Origin of the sequence: Staphylococcus gallinarum, assembly GCF_000875895.1 — a bacterium.
Lineage (GTDB): Bacteria > Bacillota > Bacilli > Staphylococcales > Staphylococcaceae > Staphylococcus > Staphylococcus gallinarum.
The window spans coordinates 324,320-342,293 of record NZ_JXCF01000001.1 but is presented as its reverse complement, the minus strand read 5'-3'; the positions used below and the strand labels follow the sequence as shown (position 1 = coordinate 342,293).

The window sequence follows — 17,974 nt, the reverse complement described above, 5'->3', positions numbered from 1 at the left end:
TTCATACAAATTCACTTTATAATTGTCCTTTAACTTAAGATTGTGTTTTCAATCATATACCCGTTTTAACTTTTGTATAATTCACTAAAAAATAAAATAAATTTTAATACCTTACATATTATAGGCAACTTCAGGGTATATTATTATCAGAGGTGATTAAATTATGAATAACGAACTATTACAAAATGAAATTGAAAATATATTAAATACATCAAAAATAGGTGTCCTATCTACTGCACATAACAATACACCTAATAGTAGATACATGGTATTTTATAATGATGGACACACACTTTATACTAAGACAAGCATTGAGTCTAAAAAAATTGCTGAATTTAAAGATAATCCCAAAGCTCATGTACTTATAGGTTACGATGAAACGAATAATCGTAGTTTTCTAGAAATTGATGCTAATGTTGAAATACTGAAAGATCAAGAGACTATTGATTGGATTTGGAACAAACAAGATAAGACTTTCTTTGACTCTAAAGACGATCCGGACTTATGTGTAATTAAAGTGGTTCCAAAATCAATAAAAGTTATGAACGATAATAATTTAGATACGCCCCAAACCATCACGTTCGATTAATACAAAAAGCGCTTAAAATCACCCCATTCACAAGTGATTTAAGCGCTCTTTTATTTGCCCTTATTAATATCTTCTAACATAGCATCAACCGTAATCTTAGCACTCGTCAGTACAATTGGCACTCCTGCCCCTGGATGAACACTAGCTCCAGCAAAATACAAATTTTTGTAATCTCTGCTCACATTAGGCGGTCTGTAATAGTTACTTTGCGCTAAAGTAGGCATTAAACCAAAGGCTGCTCCAAATTTAGCATTATAATCTCCTTCAAAATCCTTAGGCGTATAAATAATTTCTGTCACAACTTGCTTTTTCAAATCTTTTAACGCTTTAATCGTAGAAAGCTTATTGTAAATAATATCTTTCACTTGTGTGATTGTTGACTCATCAGACCAATCCGTATCACCTGTTTTCAATTCTGAAACGGGCATCAGCACATAAATACCTGTTTGACCTTCTGGCGCTAACGATTGATCTTCCACACTAGGAGCGTATACATATATTGATGGATCTTGGGATATTTCCCCGGAAAATATTTCATTGATATTACTATCAAAATCCTTTGAAAATATAACATTATGTAACAAAATTTCTTCGGATAAATCTTTATCAACCCCTATATACATTAAAAAGGCAGAACAAGAATAGTCCATATTATCAATTTTCTGTGTCGTATACTTCTTAGGATGATGTTCATTTTTAATTAAAGATGAAGTAGCATATGGAAAATCAGCAGTACAAATCATTTTGTCATACTTTTCTATATGTCCGTTTACTTTTAGTCCCTCCGCACGCTTAAATCGACTATCAATGATAATTTCTTCAACGTTTGCGTTGGTATAAATTTGAGTACCTAATTCTTCATTTAGCGTTTGAAGCGCTCTGACAAAGCTATACATACCACCTTTTATAAAGTGAACGCCAAACATTAACTCTATCATGGGTATAATTGAATACAATGACGGGCTTCGTTTAGGGTCGATACCTATATATAATGTTTGAAACGCTAAAATCTTTTGGATTTTTTCATTATCAACATATTTTTCAATTAAATTATCTGCTTTATCAAATGTTTTGAGTTTCATACCTTGATATATAGTAAAAGGATTATAAAAATCCGTAGGTTTCCTAAACGTACGTTCTAGAAAATATTTTCGTGCTATTTCGTATCTTTCGTATATATCTGTTAAAAAGGACATAAAACCATGCGTAGAGTTAGGTTCAATACTTTCAAGCATATCTCTTAATTGAGCAAGATCTGTAGGAACGCGAATTTGATCTGTTTCACTAAAATAAACATCATATATATGTGATAATTGTTTAATTTCCAAGTAATCATTCATATTTTTTTGAGCGTAATTAAAAACGTCTCGATAAATCTCTGGCATCATTACGATGGTTGGTCCCATATCAAATGTAAATCCATCTTGCTTGATCTGATTCATCCTGCCACCTATTTGTTGGTTCTTTTCATATAAATCTACTTGGTGACCGTTTGCTGCTAATCTTGAAGCTGCAGCTAAACCTGAAACACCGCCGCCTATAACTGCAATCTTCATAATGTTTCACTCCTATTATATTTCGCACTAAGTTCACGATAAATTTTCACTTTTTTCAATTTGCTTACATATACTTTCTTATGCAACGTATAGTTTGCCTTCCTTACTTCCACAAGTATTTCATGATAAGCTATCGCAGCTAATTCGATAATGTAACGTACCTCTTCGTCAAAATAATTAATACCGTTTAATGCAATATCATATAACCTAACTGCCTCTGTAGCGTAACTTTCCCACAGTTCTATATAATTTGGCGTAACTCCTTCATAATATATAGAATGTAGATTAACTCGATATTGAGCTAATTTTTCTACACTTAGATAAATTCTTCCATTTTGAAAATCTTCGCCGACATCTCTTAAAATATTAGTTATTTGCATTGCCTTGCCTAAAGCAATCGCAGCTTCTTCAGCTTGCTCGAAATTATTTTCATTTGATGAAGTTAATATAGGAGTTAACAATTCACCGACAGTACCTGCCACACCATAGCAATACTCATATAAATCTGAATCAGTTTTCATTTCTTTTAAAACTAAATCTTCCTTCACATATTGAATTAAAGATTCAAAAGGTTTTTTAGGTATTGAATATGTATTCAATGTATTACTTAAAGCATTCATAATAGCTGCATCACTTTGATACGCTTGAATATAATCACAATCGCTATAAATCACATCTAAATCTCTAGCTATGCCGTTTAATTGCTCAAGGTCTTTGTATTTATCAATACTGTCATCTATAATTCTGCAAACTGCATAAATAGCCCAAATTGCTTTTTTCCTTTTTAAATCCAAAAAATCAAAGGCATATGAGAACGTTTTTGAATGTTCTTTCATTATATTGTGACAATGGTTATAATCTCTCTCTAATTGATTCATTTATTGACCTCCTCAGTAAGCCTAGAACTTCTTGACATTTGTATAAAAAACTGAGCTATAAATCTATTCTACGACCTTTCCAATATATACGTTTGAATACATTGATATCTAACCATGATTTAAAAAATATCACGACAAAGCATATGAAGAGCAGTGGATGACATAAACTCGCAACGATATTAAAATTTCCTGTTCTTCGAATAAATATATGAAATTGTATCGCATATATAAAATATAGAGTAATAGCTAATAATATATATAACGAGCCTAAATTAATTGAAAAAATTATCGCTAAAACTGTTGTAAGTGAACCAAATAGCCATAAAAATACAAACGTAAGCGTAGACTTTTTAGTTACTTGAGAGCCAAGTGCAAAGTGTTTACTCCAACCCTCTAATAGCGCTTTATATCCTTGAGAATACATTCTAAAATTCACTACACCTTGGCCTTCATGCAAACTAACTGGCAAACCTTGCTGATTATATGCTTTACTTATTGCAAAGCCTTCAATGATTTGATTTTTAGCTTTCAAATGTCCTTGTGTCAATTTATAATCTTGCTTATTTGTCACAAGGACTGGTCCAAACGCGCCTTGCTCATTATTTGCTGATTTCGTGATTGAAAATTGATTCATACCTACGATTGTCATTAAATTAAAAATCGCCGATATATTTTCATATAGCTTTTTTATCTTGTGAGAAGGTTGTATTGATAACAAACCTTTACCACCTTGTAAATCATATTGATTGGCTATATTTTGAATACTATCATCACAAGCAAACTGAACATCAGCATCAACAAACATCAATAAATCATGCGTTGCATATTTGCTACCTTGCCAACAAGCATGTGACTTACCTTGCCATGTAGTATCATTTTCAACAGTATATACGCTCGCACCATAATATCTAGCAACAACTTGTGTCTCATCAGTTGAACCATCATCCATAACAATTACTTCTATTACTTGCTCTTTACTTATACTGTTAAGTAATTTAGGTAAGTTCTCCGCTTCATTTCTAGCAGGTACAATAACACTGACGGCTGTCTGACCTCTTTCTTTTCCGAAGTTATTTATAATCGCTCGACGCGCATACATACACATTCCACTTATTAGTGATAGTATCGTCAATACTATTGCTATTATATAAAGTATCATTCAGCCTCAACTACTTTCTCCATTAATAATAGCTTCTGCTACTTGCATACCACTCAAAGTGACCATAGGCATACCAGCGCCAGGATTTACAGAACCACCTACAAAGTACAAATTTTTGAAGTACTGACTTTTTTTAGGAAACTTGAAACCTTTATTTTTCTTCTTATTAGAAACTACGCCATATATAGCTCCTTTATTAGAATTGTATGTATTTTCAATGTCATGTGGCGTCCATATATCTTCATATACAATGTGCCTTCTCAAATCTTTTAAGCCCATAGACTCTAATTTATTCAATATACGTTCTCGGAATTGCAGATATTCTGCTTCACTAAATGACTTATTCTGAATGTATGGTATGTGTGGCAATATTTTTATATTCTCGTGTCCTTCTGGCGCCTGTGTCTTATCTGTTTTATTTGTATTCACTACATAAATAGTCGGATCTTCAGGCAAAACATACTGGTGAAAAACTTGATCATAATTAACTTCAGAATTACTTGAAAAGAAAAAGTTATGATGTTGAAGCTCTGGATAACTTTTGTCCACACCAAGATGCATGACATAACCTGAACTAGCTGGCTCAAATTTACGTTCCAATTTGTGTATTTGCTTTGCATCAAAATTCAATAAATATTTATAAACAGGGATTACTTCCATATTAGATATAATGTAATCTGCATATATTTCCTCATTACTTTCTATTGTTATCCCTGTCACCTTATTTTGACTATTATAATTGATATGTTTTACGGGGGTGTTAAAATGTATGCCCACACCTAATTTTCTCGCTAATTGTTCCATCGCTTCCGCTAACTTATGAATGCCACCATCTACGTACCACAAACCTTCCTCATGTTGCATTTGAGGTAATAAACTCAATACAGCCGGAGCATCATAAGATGAGGAGCCTACATATTTTATGAAATAACCTAGCATTCCTCTTAAATATGGGTTATCCACCCTTTTATTAATGGCTTGTTGCATTGTATGAAAATAATCGAATTGCTTTAAAGCTGAAAACGGACCATGATAACGAATAATTGCAAACATCGTATCTAATCCCTTACCAAAGTAGCTTTTTTCAGCAACTTGATGTATCTTTTGTGCGTAACTAAAAAACGAAGAAAGTTGCTCTATATCTTTATTTGTTAACGATTCATTATTTGTTAACATATCTTCCATGGATTCATATAAATCTAAAATTTGGCCATCTGGATAAACGTTTCTAATCTGTAAACTTAACTTACGAATGCTAACATAATCTTCTAGCCTTTCATCACATCGTTGAAATAGGCGTTGAAATACTTTAGGCATGGTTAAAATTGATGGACCGAGATCAAATCCATAGTCATCTATGTCTAACCTATTTACCTTTCCACCGATATGCTTATTTTGTTCATATAAATCCACTTGATAGCCTGCTTGAGCCATACAAATTGCACTGGCAATCCCTCCCAAGCCACCTCCTATGACAACCATTTTCTTATTTCCCATTTAATCACCTTTTCTTTTTTGTAATTTATTATAAATACGTATTAACTTAGGGCGATTATAGCGCTGAACAATCATACAAGGCACATTAGCTATAATGACATATATAAAATTAATTATTTTAACGCTTTTTGACGCTTTAAAAAACGCAATAACAGGAAATATGGATAGCAGATGAACCACCTCTGCACGTCTAGTTTCTAATATAAATCGCTGTATATCATTCATATTTTTAGATAAATCGAAAGTCGCTTTACTACTGATATTAGGGTTAAGATTTTGACCGTCTGGCAAATGATCTTTCCAATATTGCACTTTAACTAATTGTTGCCATAATTGACCCTCTTGTTCAATATTCCAACTTCGAAAATACTTATTATCTTTTTCTAAGAACTTATAACTAATACGAGTACCAAGTTGAGCAATAATCATTTGAACTATAAACCAATATAGCGCAATATATATAATCTTTTTCATCAATTTAATGCTCAGATTTCGCTGTATAGCTTGGGTTATCTTTATTTAAATACCAATTACCAGCTGTTAAATAAGTAGCAAAAGCGCTCCAAAGCATATATGGAACTAGTAAAATGCCAGCAACTTTTTTTACATTGAAAAATTTTACAGTTGTTGTAACTACTGCGCCCAGTAATACAACACTCTCTATCAACGCACTAAAGCGTAATTTATATTTGAAGTATAATATCGACCATAGATAATTTAGGCTTAATTGCGTGTAATAAGCACCTTTTAAATCCTTACTAGTAGATTTATTAGTCACTAATGCATAAGCTACGCCCATCGTTGTATAAAGTATTGGCCACACAATTGGAAAGACATAGCCGGGTGGTGAAAAAGGTGGTTTAACATTATTTTTATAATCTTTTCTCGCGTTTTTCACTGCAAATTTCCCTATAAATTTACCGCCTGTAATTGGTGTTATAACTTTTATAATTGTTTTAATTATCTCGTTTGCTTTCATAGTTGATCCCCTCTTTTTTTGTAAAAGTAACTAGCCTTTATTTTAGCCGTTACAATTCGGCATTGGACATGTTATTTTTTCTAGCTAAATACTTTTTCAATCCATATACTTTCAAAACAATTGCACCTGTAATAACAATTGGCAAAATAAACTTCTTCATATTAAAGTATTCTCCTTTATTAGTTTTTTGGCTATTAATCTTGAATTTAAAAAGATTCATTACACTTTTATGAACTTTTGCTTGGGTATACTTATATACCCACCAAGGTAACGTCGGTTCATATTCTTGTAACGCTATGATACATGCGTCACTATTAGGTAACCTTCTAAACTCTAATCTTGCATTACCACCATCTGAATCTAAAGCGAAATCTCCACCAACAATTCGATATAAAATTCTCTCATTATTAGAAGCTTTAAAATCTTTACTTAATAATAGTAAGTCCTTATTTAAACACGGCACACTAATCGTAAAGTTATCTTCATTAAAATCACTATTAACGACATTTAATGTAATTCTATTTAAAAAATTTGCATATGATTCTGCCAATTGAATCATATTTACATCTTTAGGTAAGACTACCCTTGATATTGCTCTAACATCTTTAATATCGCCCTTACGTGATGACTTCCCTTTCTTTTGTGTCTTAGTTTCTTCTTCCAAGGCATTACGCACACTTTCTTTATAATCAATTTTACCTATAGAAATATCTTTCACAACATTTTCATCGTTTCTAATCATATCATGAATTAAGCTATCCATTAACGGATAAACCATTTCTTTTGGTACCCCAGAAATAAGTTTCACCCAATATTTACTTAGCCAAATGGGAATAATAGGCAAATCTATCGTAGGTAATCGTTTATCTAGTACCTCTGCAGTTTGCTTGAAAAGGTCTTTATAAGTCATATGACTAGGTCCACCAATATCTATCGATTCATTCTTATTCGGCTGTCGCTCTACAATTTTATATAAACCGTCAATCACGTCGTCTATTGCGACTGGCAATGTTGTATTATAAGCCCATTTGGGCAGTAACAGGCCAGGTAATCTATCTACTAATTTTTTTAATATAGGGTAAGAACTTCCTTTAGATCCTATAATCAAACCAGCTCTTAAAGTACTTACTGGTACACCATATGATCCTAAAATCTGTTCGCACTCTAAACGGCTTCTTAAATGTGGTGATAATTCACTTGTATTAGGTATCAAACCACTCATAAATACAATATGCTGAACTTTGTTATAACTTGCGGCTTTAGCAAAATTATCAGCTAATAATGCATCCATATCTTCAAAGCTCGCCTGCGTCAACTTAGCTGAAGGCATCATAGAATGGACAAGATATATAGCGATATCAATGTCCTCCATTACCTCAGTGATTTCATTTAAATCAAACAAGTCAGCTGCCTTCCAAGTAACATTGTGTTCATTTGATTTATTTTCTATATTTCTAGAAATAGCTATAATTTCATAGTTATCTTTTAATTTATTCATTAAGTGACTACCGATATATCCCGAAGCGCCTGTTAATAATATTTTTTTCATATATTTAGCCTCCAAATAGAAAAAGATGAGCAGGTAAACTTTACCTCAGCTCATCTTTTACGTAACGAGCTCACTTGCTCATTATCTTAATTGACAAGAGCTCCAAGTCTCTTACTTAATGTTGTACCCTTTTTAAAACTTTTCAATCTTTATTAGCACGAATTATGAAATAACTCTACGAAATTATCACAATTGTCTAAAAAAAGGGATAATCTTACTTGCTTTAATGATGTCACTAGTGTAAAAAAACTCTTTCCCCTTTCCTGTATAAGCTGGAATTAGTATCATATTTGCTTTAGCGCTATATAACCATTTTGGATTTAAACCAGAATTCAATATATCTTGATATTCTTGAAAAGTATTTTCCCAATTTAAGTTTATTTTCATTAATTTACCTCCTGAAAATGCTCCCATTCGATTGTCATCACTTCTACATTCACTTACCTATTTCCACTTCACAAAAAATTCAAAACTGAAATGAACAATTTTTCAAAAAAGGTTTTTCAAAACCTAAATAAATGTAATAATGGAAGCAATTCATTTTCAAGGAGTAATACGTATGGAAGCGTCAAAAAATTATAATATAATAACATTTGTTTTGTTTATTTCTGGTATCTTAATTATGTTTAATCTATATACCGCAATACCTATAACAGAGCATTTAGCTAATGATTTTGGTATATCTCAGTCAGTTGCAGCAATGAATGGTGTGGTTTTTTCAGTCACTTATTCCATTAGCTGTTTATTTTATGGTACTATTTCAGAAAAATTTGGAAGAATACGCGTCATTTTACTTTCACTAATTGGTCTAATTATAGTTTGCTTTTTGATTGGATTTGTAACTTCTTTTAATACATTATTGATTTTACGAGGCCTCCAAGGAATATTTGCCGCTGCATTTTCTCCCATAGCTATTACTTACACTACCGAAACTTATCCACTTAAAAAGAGGTTAACAGCAGTAAGTTTTATTAGTACAAGTTTTATGCTATCTGGTATTTTAGGTCAAAATTTTTCAGAAATATTAATTAGCCAATTCGATTGGCACATTATTTTCTTTATACTTTCTTCGCTATACATCTGCTTAGCTATTATCATCTTTAGAAATGTCCCAGAAAGCCCTGTAAAAAATTCAGATGTTCAAATCCTTAAATACTTTAGCAATTTCAAAGACTTTGCTAAAAATCGAAAAGTATTAATCTGCTACTTTATTTCTCTAACATTACTTACAACATTCATTTCTATGTATGCAGTAATAAATGAATTCATACTATCGGATTCTATACACGGAGATAATCACACAGCATTTCTAGTAAAATTATTCGGTGTTTTTGGTATGATAAGTTCATTAATGTCGGGACGTATTAGTAGTAGGTATGGTGTCAAATTTGTTTTAAATATTGCTTTAGGCGTTTGTGGTGTGACATTAATATTAATGCCTTTTGCACATAATATCCTGCTAATAACATTTTTAAGTATATGTTTTGTTGCTGGAATTGCCTTTGCAGTCCCTTTAGTTATCGCAAAAGTAAATATGGTAGTGTATGGAAATAGAGGTTTCTTCTTATCTGTTAACACATTTATTCTATTTTTAGGTACAGCAATTGCTCCGATCCTATCAATTTACCTTACTTCTCTAAATAATTTTACAAGTATGTTTGTAATCATATCATCTATTGCATTCTTAGCATTCCTTGCTTCATTATTCTTGCCAAGCGATCAACAGACAACTTATTGATGCACTTTTCATTGTTCTATAGTTTGAACTAATAAATCAATTCAAATTTAGTATTAGAAGTTTACATTAATTACAATTATTCTTGCAGTAGTTTCAAAATTTTTGAGGAGTGATCATGTTATGAATTATTCACCAAAACAAGGCACACGTAGCCATGGTTTACCACACGATCCTTTTAAAAGCAGTACTGTTCCTAGACCAATTGGATGGATTCAACAATATCAAAGGATGGTAAAGATAATTTAGCACCTTATAGCCAATACCAAAATTTAACATGGGATCCGCCTATGGTAATGTTTGCAGCTAATCAATCTGTTTTAGGAGAACACGAGCGTAAAGATACAGTTAAAAATGCAGAAGAAACAGGATGGTTTGTTTGGAACATGGCAACTTATGATTTAAGAGAAGCAGTAAACTTATCTGCTAAGGCATTGCCACCAGAAGAAGATGAATTTGCAGGTGTAGAAAAAGAGAAATGCATTGAAGCGCCTGGTCACAGAGTCAAAGCATCTCCTGTACATTTTGAATGTGAATATATCCAAACAGTGCTTATCCCTACTGGCGATCCGGTATCTACTGTAGATATGGTTGTCGGCCGTGTAGCACAAGTTCACATTGATGACGAAGTGATATTAGATAACGGGAAACTTGATATACAATCTATTAGACCTATTGCACGTTTAGGTTATTATGACTATACAGTTGTCGATCAAATTTTTGAAATGAAGGCACCATCTGCATCAAAAGAAGAATTAGCTGGTTTAGAGGGTAGAAATTTTGATAATAAAACAAGATTTACTTTCGAATAATACTATTGATTATTATCGCTATATATACTTTTCTTTTCGATTTTGATTGGATTAGAGACAATTAGTAGTATAATTATTGAACTGTTTGAAAATATAGTTCATGAACTTAAAACAAAAGTTTTAAGTGAGTTTTAGTTTCGTTTATTCAAAATATTGAACTTTTAAAAATAACGAATAAGTAAAAAATATAATTTCAAGAGCATTTCCTACCTTTATGGAGTAGGAAATGCTCTGTTTATAGTATTACTTCTTTTATTCTGATTATATACTTATATAGTCCACATGTATTATTAGCTAGTATAGTTGATGTTTCATCATTTTCTTACTACAATTCAATTTTAGTTTCATGATCTATAGATGTTTTAGGTCCATTCCAAATTTGAACTGTCCCATCATCTTTAACTATGATGGTATTTGCTCCAGCACCTGATTTGTTATTTGCATCAATTTTCCATTCTCCATTATTATAAACTGGTTCTTGGAATTTTAATAAATCAGCATCCCCAACTTCATTTACAGCAGCAATAGCGTAATCAAACACATTATTTCTAGTCACTTGTTGTTCATCGCTTGTATATTCTTCTGTTGTAGATTGCTGTTGACTATTATTTTGACTCTCATTGTTAGCTGATTCGTTAATACTTTGCGAATCACTGTCATCATTTTCTTTTTGCTGAGCTTGTAATTTATCTTTTTCTAACTCTACTGCTTGATATTTAGTATATCCAAAAAACCCAACAGCTGCTAATATACCTAAAATAGAAACTATTGTTATTGCGCTTAATAATCTTTTCATAACCTATCCGTCCTTAAATTTAATAATTCCCACCTTGACCATTTGCACGAGCTTCTACTTGACCTCTTAAGAAGTCTACATAATCTTCTGACCCCTCTGTAGCTTCATCCACTGCAGCAGCTTGATCTTCAGTCATACCTTCTTTATATGCCGCAAGAAATTCATCATCTGTCATATTTTTTGCGTCTTCTGCAGTATATTTAGGTTGTTCCTGTCCGGCACTATCTTCTGATGCAGTTGCGCCTCCACCAGCTGGTTGTAATTTTCCTTCTTCTGCAAATTGTTGTAAGGTAGGGGTCATTTCTTTAGTTGTAATTACACCATCTCCATCCGTATCAGCTTTGTCAATTTCATTTGATAAAATTTGAGCTTCATTACTATTGATATTATAAGCATCTTCAAGCTTTTTCGCTTTTTCGTTACTTGCTTCATTTGTATGATTATCTTGTTGAGTTGTTACTGTTGATGTTTGATTTTGTTGTTCTTTTTCTGAAGTTTTGTTTCCATTATCGCTCTTTTTTTGATCAGCTACTTTAGCTTCTTCTTTTTTGAGTTCTAAATCCTTGTAACTACCATACGCGAATACAACTGCAACTCCCAATATTGCAACTAATAAGATGACGCCCAAACTTGCTAAGACTTTTTTCAATTAACTATCCCCATTCTTTTAATCTTTACTTTGTATTATTGTTTTAATATATTTTGCGAAATCTTTCTGTGTTTATTATTCAATATAAAGACGCATTCTAATTAGAACACGTCTCTAATTGATTATCTTTTATTCCAAAACGGATACAAGAATGCTAAATATACGATTGAAAAAAGTATAAATGCTAAAATTAAGATTGTTATAAATGAAAAACCTCCTGAGGCTAAACCAACTTGTATAGCTAAAAATACACAAAAGAATTGTAATAAAATTAATATTATTGCTCGTGCTAATGTCACTCTAATCACTCTCCAAACATTTTTTCATATCTGTCATCTAGTCTATCTTGTAAACCATTTAGTTCTTTGTTAGACATGCCATCTTGCCCTGTAAAAATACTTAGCGTCATACTTCCGTACATCATAGGTACCCAGAGGATTAACATAAGTAGAAAAGACGCAATCATGATTGGTAATCTTTTACCCTTTTTAATACCATGGAAGAATTGCTTTAACTTACTTTGTGATAGTCCTTTCATATCACTGTCTTTTATATATTTTTGAGAATCTTTTAGTTTTTTATTTAATTTATCTTTGTAATCGGTCAATTGATTGTTCCCCTTTTATATTTTTAATTAACTTTACTTATATCTGATGTAATATCGTATTCATACACTTTATCTTTTAGAAGTTTACGATCATGAATTTGTAACTTATAAGATTTTGGATTACCTTTAATTTTATAAACGATATCTAAAGATACTGTCATTCTAGGACTAAATGATGTTCCATTTACATACTTGCTATCATTAGAAAAACTTTCCATTTCAGCTTCTTTGCCATCGGCTATTAATTTAAAAGTCTTATCCGGATTAATTGGGTTATCTATGTTTTTTAAGTTTTCAACACGCATTGGTATTCGAAGTTGTCCTTGATATTCTCCAGGATTTTCATTATATGAAATTTTGTAACCATCCATTTCTATTGCATCATCTTTTGAAAGTTTTGTAGTATGACTTTTAAAGAAAGTAAATAATAACGCTATTAAGCCTATGATGATAATAATTGCTATTGTTTTTTTATTGATTTTGTTAATCATGATTGTCTCATTCCTTAAAATATTTTTATTTTAACTTTTAGATTTGAATTTGTTGCTTTAAATAGGTTGATTGAAGAAGTAGTAGTTCATCAATCACTGCCTCTCTCAAATCAGGTGGTGATATGATACGAATATTGGATCGATATAAAAAACAAAGTTGAATGGCTTCGAGTCTTGTCATTTTGAATGTAACAATGAGATAATGCTCATCATAATTTTCAATCACATAAATTTGATAGTTGCGATGTACTTTTATCCAAACATCTTTAGCGATTTCAAAAGTAATATAGATTTGCGTATCTTCTTTATGCTGTACATCAAATTGTTTATTAGACAAGCTTAGATTCATTTTGTTAATATCATCTATAAAAATTTCGTTGTTCATTCGATACACTAAGTGAAACGCAAACATTTGATAGTTCATCGATAATGGCATTAATAAACTTTCGTTATGTTGGATATATTTATTTTCATTTAATGCTCGAGATACTATAGATGTTGGTGTATTTGATGTTTTATTGCTATTAACCTCGAAACGATCAAGATACTTTAATAGCGTATTTTGATTGTTTGAATGATGCTTTAAAATTAATAGCTTAAGATATTGATAAAAGTAAGGACTTAATTTTGGTGTAGTCAGGGATAAAGCTGTCAAAATATCATACATGTAATACATATTTTCACTTTCATCCTCTTGTTCGAGCCTATAACTTTCTGATTTATAATCATACGTGACTTCATTTTTGCTACTTATCCATGATTGACTTTCATATAAAAAGTTTCTGATATCATCGATATCTCTTTGTATCGTTCTAGGACTCGTATCAAGCTCTAATGTGAGTGATTTCTTGTTGACGGACTTATGTTGTAATAATCGGTTGTATATTGTCAGTATTCGAAATGCTCGATCCATGCGTCACCTCCTTTAATTTATATATTACAAAACAGCTTTGCCAAAATAAGTCATCCATTCATAGATTCAAGAAAAGTTGTAAAAAATATTAATAACATTGAAATGTTGATATAAAAGCATTTTGAAAATCACAATTATTAGTATCGTGATAGCGATGACATAATACGGCTAAACCTCGTGTTTCATGTTATATTTCATAATTGAATGTGTATGACTTTCTGAAAATACAATATGGTCATAAAATAAAATGCCCATCATTTCACTAATGAGCACCAATCGTTCAGTTATATTAATATCTTCCGGGGAAGGTGTTACGTCTCCACTCGGGTGATTATGTCCTATCATAATACTATTGGCATTGCTGAGTATGGCAGTTTTAAATATTTCTCTAGGATGTATGATGGATTGATTAATAGATCCAATGGATAGTGTTTGAATATGCGTTGGCTCATTTTTGCTATTCATACATATGAGAATAAGGTGTTCACGATCACTATTGCCAATGAATGACTTCATAATATCTGTCGCATCTTCTGGACTCGTAATCCTTCTTTTGAGATAACTCAAAGTACCTGTTTTAATCATTTGTAATGAAACGATGTTGATTTGCTTTGATTCCATATTGACCTCCATATTCATTAAGCTTTTAACACCCATTTTTGCCTTGCTTTAGGATTGAGTGGATGCATAATTTCGTTCGTTTCTGGATTAATGAGTTGCTTCACTTTCTTTTTATGTGGTTTCAACATTTCTAAGACTTCTTTAACTCTCGTTTCGACAACTGGTTTCTTAGCATATGCACCCCAAGCTAGTATTACTTCATCTGATTCTTTGACTGCTTTCATAATTTGAATATCTGTATGCTTATCATAAGCATTTTCTAGATGCTTGAGGTTGATTGGTGTCGATATATTGGAGTACAAGTTCACAAAATGAATTGAACCAAATACATCCATTTCTGAAACTTTGTTCATAATCAGTTGTGTTGTTAAGTCTATGTTGAGTACGCCATCATAATGGGGGTACATGGTAATGATTGTGATAGCTTGTTTATCTTTATCCCAAAGTTTCTTAAGTAGATAGCGATGTTGTTGGTCATCACTGAAAATAGCTTCTGTTTCTAATGTGCTTTGAATATTTTGCATTGTTTTTTCTCCTTAGTTAATATTCATCCGGTAATAACATGACATAATAAGAAAGGTCTACATCATCTTCTCGTATGACGTAAACCTTATTGATATTGATAGTTTTTGAGTAATTAGCTTTATGAAGTTTGACATACTCAGGACGTTCTTGTTTGTGTTGGATATATAGTTGATTATTATGCATGTTGAACTGAAAGACATGAAAGTAATCTATTTCTTCTAGTTCCTTGGACTGTTCATTTTCACGTTGTGCTACAAGTTTCCATAATTGTTGTTGTAATGTGGTTGGTAAGTTAGAGGCAATACCTCGTGTAATATAGCGTTCCATTATAATTTCTCCTTTTCTACATCTTTCATCATTGTGATAATTTCGGTTATGACAGTGACACTGATTTGCGCAATACGAATCCATGTATTCATATTTATGATTCTCCTTTTTGTAGTAAGTGTGTTTGATCCATTAGAGGCATGATTGTGTTATGCAAGTACAAGAAATCCATTTCATGATTTTCATCTATATAACCAATAGCAATGAGCTGTTTCTGGTAGTAGAGAATGAAAGGATAAATACTTCTTTCGTGAAGACTACCCGAATAATAAGTGTATGTCTGAAGTATTTTATTACTTAGTGGTCCGAGTCTTACGTATTGTTCAGGAAGCACATCATCAGCTATTTCATTGATTGCTTCACAGTCCCACTCTTCGTTTTTGGGCAGTTTGAATAAGTTTGTCATGTAGTGCTTGAGTTGTTGTTCTAATGTCATTTTTAAGTCCTCCTAATATATTTTGTGATGCATACATGCGTTGCATCATTTTGATAATATATATTTGATATTCGGTTCATTTCTCCCACTTTCACCACTCATGATTAAGTGGCAAAAGTGGTAATTTGGTCTACCAAATATTGTTGTGTACCATAAATAACAAAGTGAATTTTGGGCATAAAAAAAGACCCCCAATCTTTTTTCAAAGATTGAGGGATTAGATCTTCATCTATTTTATACCTTACGAGCTTCACTTTTTTATCTTTAGTGATTTCAATGGAATCAATCAATAACTTCATTAGCTGATTCTTTGCTTCTGGACTTGCCTCTCTTAGGTAGACGCTAAAGCGACTAATCATCATGGTTAATCGACTTTTTAACTTATCAAAATTGGGGGCTTTCACTTGGTGTTCATTACACTTTTTTGCTTCGTTTAGTTGCTTATCTAGTAAAGCTAATTGTTCATTCATCTGACTTTGTTTCGTTTTTAACATTTCGCTATCCATTTGGTCATCTAAGAATAATTCTAGTAAGCGTTCCTGTTGTGTTTTGATTTTTGACTTTTGTTTTTCTAAACTATTGATATCATACATACTATCATTTTCACTATTATGCTTTCGCTTAAGTTCGTCTATTACATTTGTCGCAATCTGCTTAATGACATGTTGTTGCGAAAGAATACGATTAAGATGAACATTGATGACTCGTTCTACAACATCTGCATTAATTGCATTACTATGACACGCAGAGCTCCCTGAACGATTGAACAATGAACAAATATAGTAACGTTTAATTGTGCGTTCTTTTGATTTCTTCGTGTTGTAATAAGTACGGCGGCATACCATGTTGTTTCCACATTCAGGACACTTGATAAGGCCTCTAAGATAAAAATCTCCACCAATCGGACGCCCTGGTTTGAAACTCTTAGATGCTAACTTTTCATGAACTTGGTCAAATGTTGCTTCACTTATAATTGCTTCATGTTTCCCTTTTACCAAAATGACATCATTTTCCTCACTTTTACCACTTCGACGTTTCACAGCCCAATTTTGGTGGTTGTTAAATCTTACAAATCCTTTATAAACAGGGTTATTCAAGATATATTTAACGCCAAATACTGAAAATGGTTTTTGATTAATAGTACGATACCCTTTTTTGTTTAGTATTGAGGTAATCGCTTTAAGCCCTTTATTATGATTCAAGTACAAGTCGAAGATTTCTCGAATGATGTTAGCTTCATTTTCATCAATCACTAAATCATTTTTTTGAGTCATTGGATTCAATGATAATTTATACCCTAATACTCTTCCTGTAATAGCCTCCCCACTACGTGCTTTCGCATTCATAGACATTTTCACATTACTGATAAGTGTTGTACGCTCTATAGAACCTATAAGTCCAAACATAGTCACGAGCACCTCACCAGAAGTATTAGAAGTATCAATATTCTCTGAAATCGATTTATAACCAACACCATGTTCTTTGAAATCATGAATAATGTTGAACACATCTCTCATTGAACGAGAAATACGATTGAGTTTCCAACTTAGCACCATTTCAATTTTATTAGCCTTTACATCTTCTAACAATCGTTTCATGGCTGGTCGACCATCAATATTTTTACCCGAAATACCTGAATCAGTATATGTTTCATAGTCATAACCTGGGAAATTTTTAACAACTTCTTTAATTAATACTTGTTCTTGTTCATGGATTGAATATCCACGCTCTGATTGTTCCGATGTACTTACACGTGAATACAATGCAATTTTCTTATTCATCGTCTTTTTCTCCTTTACATAGATTATCGTTATAGGTCATAGTCTTAGTAACCCCAAATCGATAATATATATTT

At 31.9% G+C, this 17,974-nt stretch carries 20 protein-coding genes and 1 pseudogene; 3 read left to right on the top strand and 18 right to left on the bottom strand.

Features of this window, described 5'->3' with window-relative positions; translation table 11 throughout:
- Positions 1-163: 163 nt before the first annotated feature.
- Complete coding sequence (locus tag SH09_RS01495) at positions 164-589, top strand: pyridoxamine 5'-phosphate oxidase family protein (protein ID WP_042737838.1); 426 nt, start codon at positions 164-166, stop codon at positions 587-589.
- 50 nt (positions 590-639) lie between these two features.
- On the opposite strand, the gene SH09_RS01490 is transcribed toward SH09_RS01495, so the two are convergent.
- The 8 genes from SH09_RS01490 to SH09_RS01455 form a co-directional block, all read right to left on the bottom strand.
- Positions 640-2,145, bottom strand: a complete 1,506-nt coding sequence (locus SH09_RS01490) for a phytoene desaturase family protein (protein ID WP_042737837.1) — start codon at positions 2,143-2,145, stop codon at positions 640-642.
- Positions 2,142-3,023 (bottom strand): phytoene/squalene synthase family protein, encoded by an 882-nt coding sequence (locus SH09_RS01485; protein WP_042737836.1) that lies wholly within the window; start codon positions 3,021-3,023, stop codon positions 2,142-2,144. Before SH09_RS01485 ends, SH09_RS01490 begins: the two co-directional genes overlap by 4 nt.
- Before the next feature lie 55 nt (positions 3,024-3,078).
- Entirely contained in the window at positions 3,079-4,122 is a 1,044-nt protein-coding gene (locus SH09_RS01480) for a glycosyltransferase family 2 protein (protein ID WP_042737835.1), read from the bottom strand.
- Positions 4,123-4,188: 66 nt separating this feature from the next.
- On the bottom strand, positions 4,189-5,679 hold the full coding sequence (locus tag SH09_RS01475; protein ID WP_042737834.1) for a phytoene desaturase family protein: 1,491 nt from the start codon (positions 5,677-5,679) through the stop codon (positions 4,189-4,191).
- On the bottom strand, positions 5,680-6,153 hold the full coding sequence (locus tag SH09_RS01470; protein WP_002467534.1) for a glycosyl-4,4'-diaponeurosporenoate acyltransferase CrtO family protein: 474 nt from the start codon (positions 6,151-6,153) through the stop codon (positions 5,680-5,682).
- A gap of 4 nt (positions 6,154-6,157) precedes the next feature.
- Entirely contained in the window at positions 6,158-6,658 is a 501-nt protein-coding gene (locus SH09_RS01465) for a TspO/MBR family protein (protein ID WP_042737833.1), read from the bottom strand.
- A gap of 49 nt (positions 6,659-6,707) precedes the next feature.
- Positions 6,708-8,207: an NAD-dependent epimerase/dehydratase family protein gene (locus tag SH09_RS01460; RefSeq protein WP_042737832.1), complete on the bottom strand. Its 1,500-nt coding sequence runs from the start codon at positions 8,205-8,207 to the stop codon at positions 6,708-6,710.
- A gap of 186 nt (positions 8,208-8,393) precedes the next feature.
- Entirely contained in the window at positions 8,394-8,594 is a 201-nt protein-coding gene (locus SH09_RS01455) for a hypothetical protein (RefSeq protein WP_042737831.1), read from the bottom strand.
- A gap of 172 nt (positions 8,595-8,766) precedes the next feature.
- Here SH09_RS01455 and SH09_RS01450 point away from each other — a divergent pair, with 172 nt between their 5' ends.
- A complete protein-coding gene (locus SH09_RS01450) occupies positions 8,767-9,945 on the top strand; it encodes an MFS transporter (protein WP_042737830.1) in 1,179 nt (392 codons plus the stop codon).
- A gap of 120 nt (positions 9,946-10,065) precedes the next feature.
- Positions 10,066-10,754 (top strand): annotated as a pseudogene (locus SH09_RS01445) (flavin reductase family protein).
- Positions 10,755-11,079: 325 nt separating this feature from the next.
- On the opposite strand, the gene SH09_RS15755 reads toward SH09_RS01445, so the two are convergent.
- From SH09_RS15755 to ccrC, 10 genes are all read right to left on the bottom strand, one after another.
- Positions 11,080-11,550 (bottom strand): hypothetical protein, encoded by a 471-nt coding sequence (locus tag SH09_RS15755; protein WP_232161411.1) that lies wholly within the window; start codon positions 11,548-11,550, stop codon positions 11,080-11,082.
- 19 nt (positions 11,551-11,569) lie between these two features.
- Positions 11,570-12,199: a hypothetical protein gene (locus tag SH09_RS01430; protein ID WP_042737828.1), complete on the bottom strand. Its 630-nt coding sequence runs from the start codon at positions 12,197-12,199 to the stop codon at positions 11,570-11,572.
- A 304-nt stretch (positions 12,200-12,503) separates the two neighbouring features.
- Entirely contained in the window at positions 12,504-12,806 is a 303-nt protein-coding gene (locus SH09_RS01425) for a hypothetical protein (RefSeq protein WP_042737827.1), read from the bottom strand.
- 23 nt (positions 12,807-12,829) lie between these two features.
- Positions 12,830-13,297, bottom strand: coding sequence for a hypothetical protein (locus SH09_RS01420; protein ID WP_042737826.1), 468 nt, complete (start codon positions 13,295-13,297; stop codon positions 12,830-12,832).
- 37 nt (positions 13,298-13,334) lie between these two features.
- Complete coding sequence (locus SH09_RS01415; RefSeq protein ID WP_042737825.1) at positions 13,335-14,210, bottom strand: helix-turn-helix transcriptional regulator; 876 nt, start codon at positions 14,208-14,210, stop codon at positions 13,335-13,337.
- Positions 14,211-14,378: 168 nt separating this feature from the next.
- Positions 14,379-14,831 carry a JAB domain-containing protein gene (locus tag SH09_RS01410; protein ID WP_042737824.1) on the bottom strand — a complete coding sequence of 151 codons (453 nt, stop codon included), beginning with the start codon at positions 14,829-14,831 and terminating at the stop codon, positions 14,379-14,381.
- Positions 14,832-14,848: 17 nt separating this feature from the next.
- On the bottom strand, positions 14,849-15,355 hold the full coding sequence (locus SH09_RS01405) for a DUF1643 domain-containing protein (RefSeq protein ID WP_042737823.1): 507 nt from the start codon (positions 15,353-15,355) through the stop codon (positions 14,849-14,851).
- Between the two features lie 16 nt (positions 15,356-15,371).
- Positions 15,372-15,683 carry a DUF960 family protein gene (locus SH09_RS01400; protein ID WP_042737822.1) on the bottom strand — a complete coding sequence of 104 codons (312 nt, stop codon included), beginning with the start codon at positions 15,681-15,683 and terminating at the stop codon, positions 15,372-15,374.
- 94 nt (positions 15,684-15,777) lie between these two features.
- Entirely contained in the window at positions 15,778-16,119 is a 342-nt protein-coding gene (locus tag SH09_RS01395; protein ID WP_042737821.1) for an SAUGI family uracil-DNA glycosylase inhibitor, read from the bottom strand.
- Positions 16,120-16,223: 104 nt separating this feature from the next.
- The gene (gene ccrC / locus SH09_RS01390) at positions 16,224-17,900 is read right to left on the bottom strand and encodes a cassette chromosome recombinase CcrC (RefSeq protein WP_042737820.1); all 1,677 of its coding nucleotides are present in this window, start codon (positions 17,898-17,900) and stop codon (positions 16,224-16,226) included.
- Positions 17,901-17,974 lie beyond the last annotated feature (74 nt).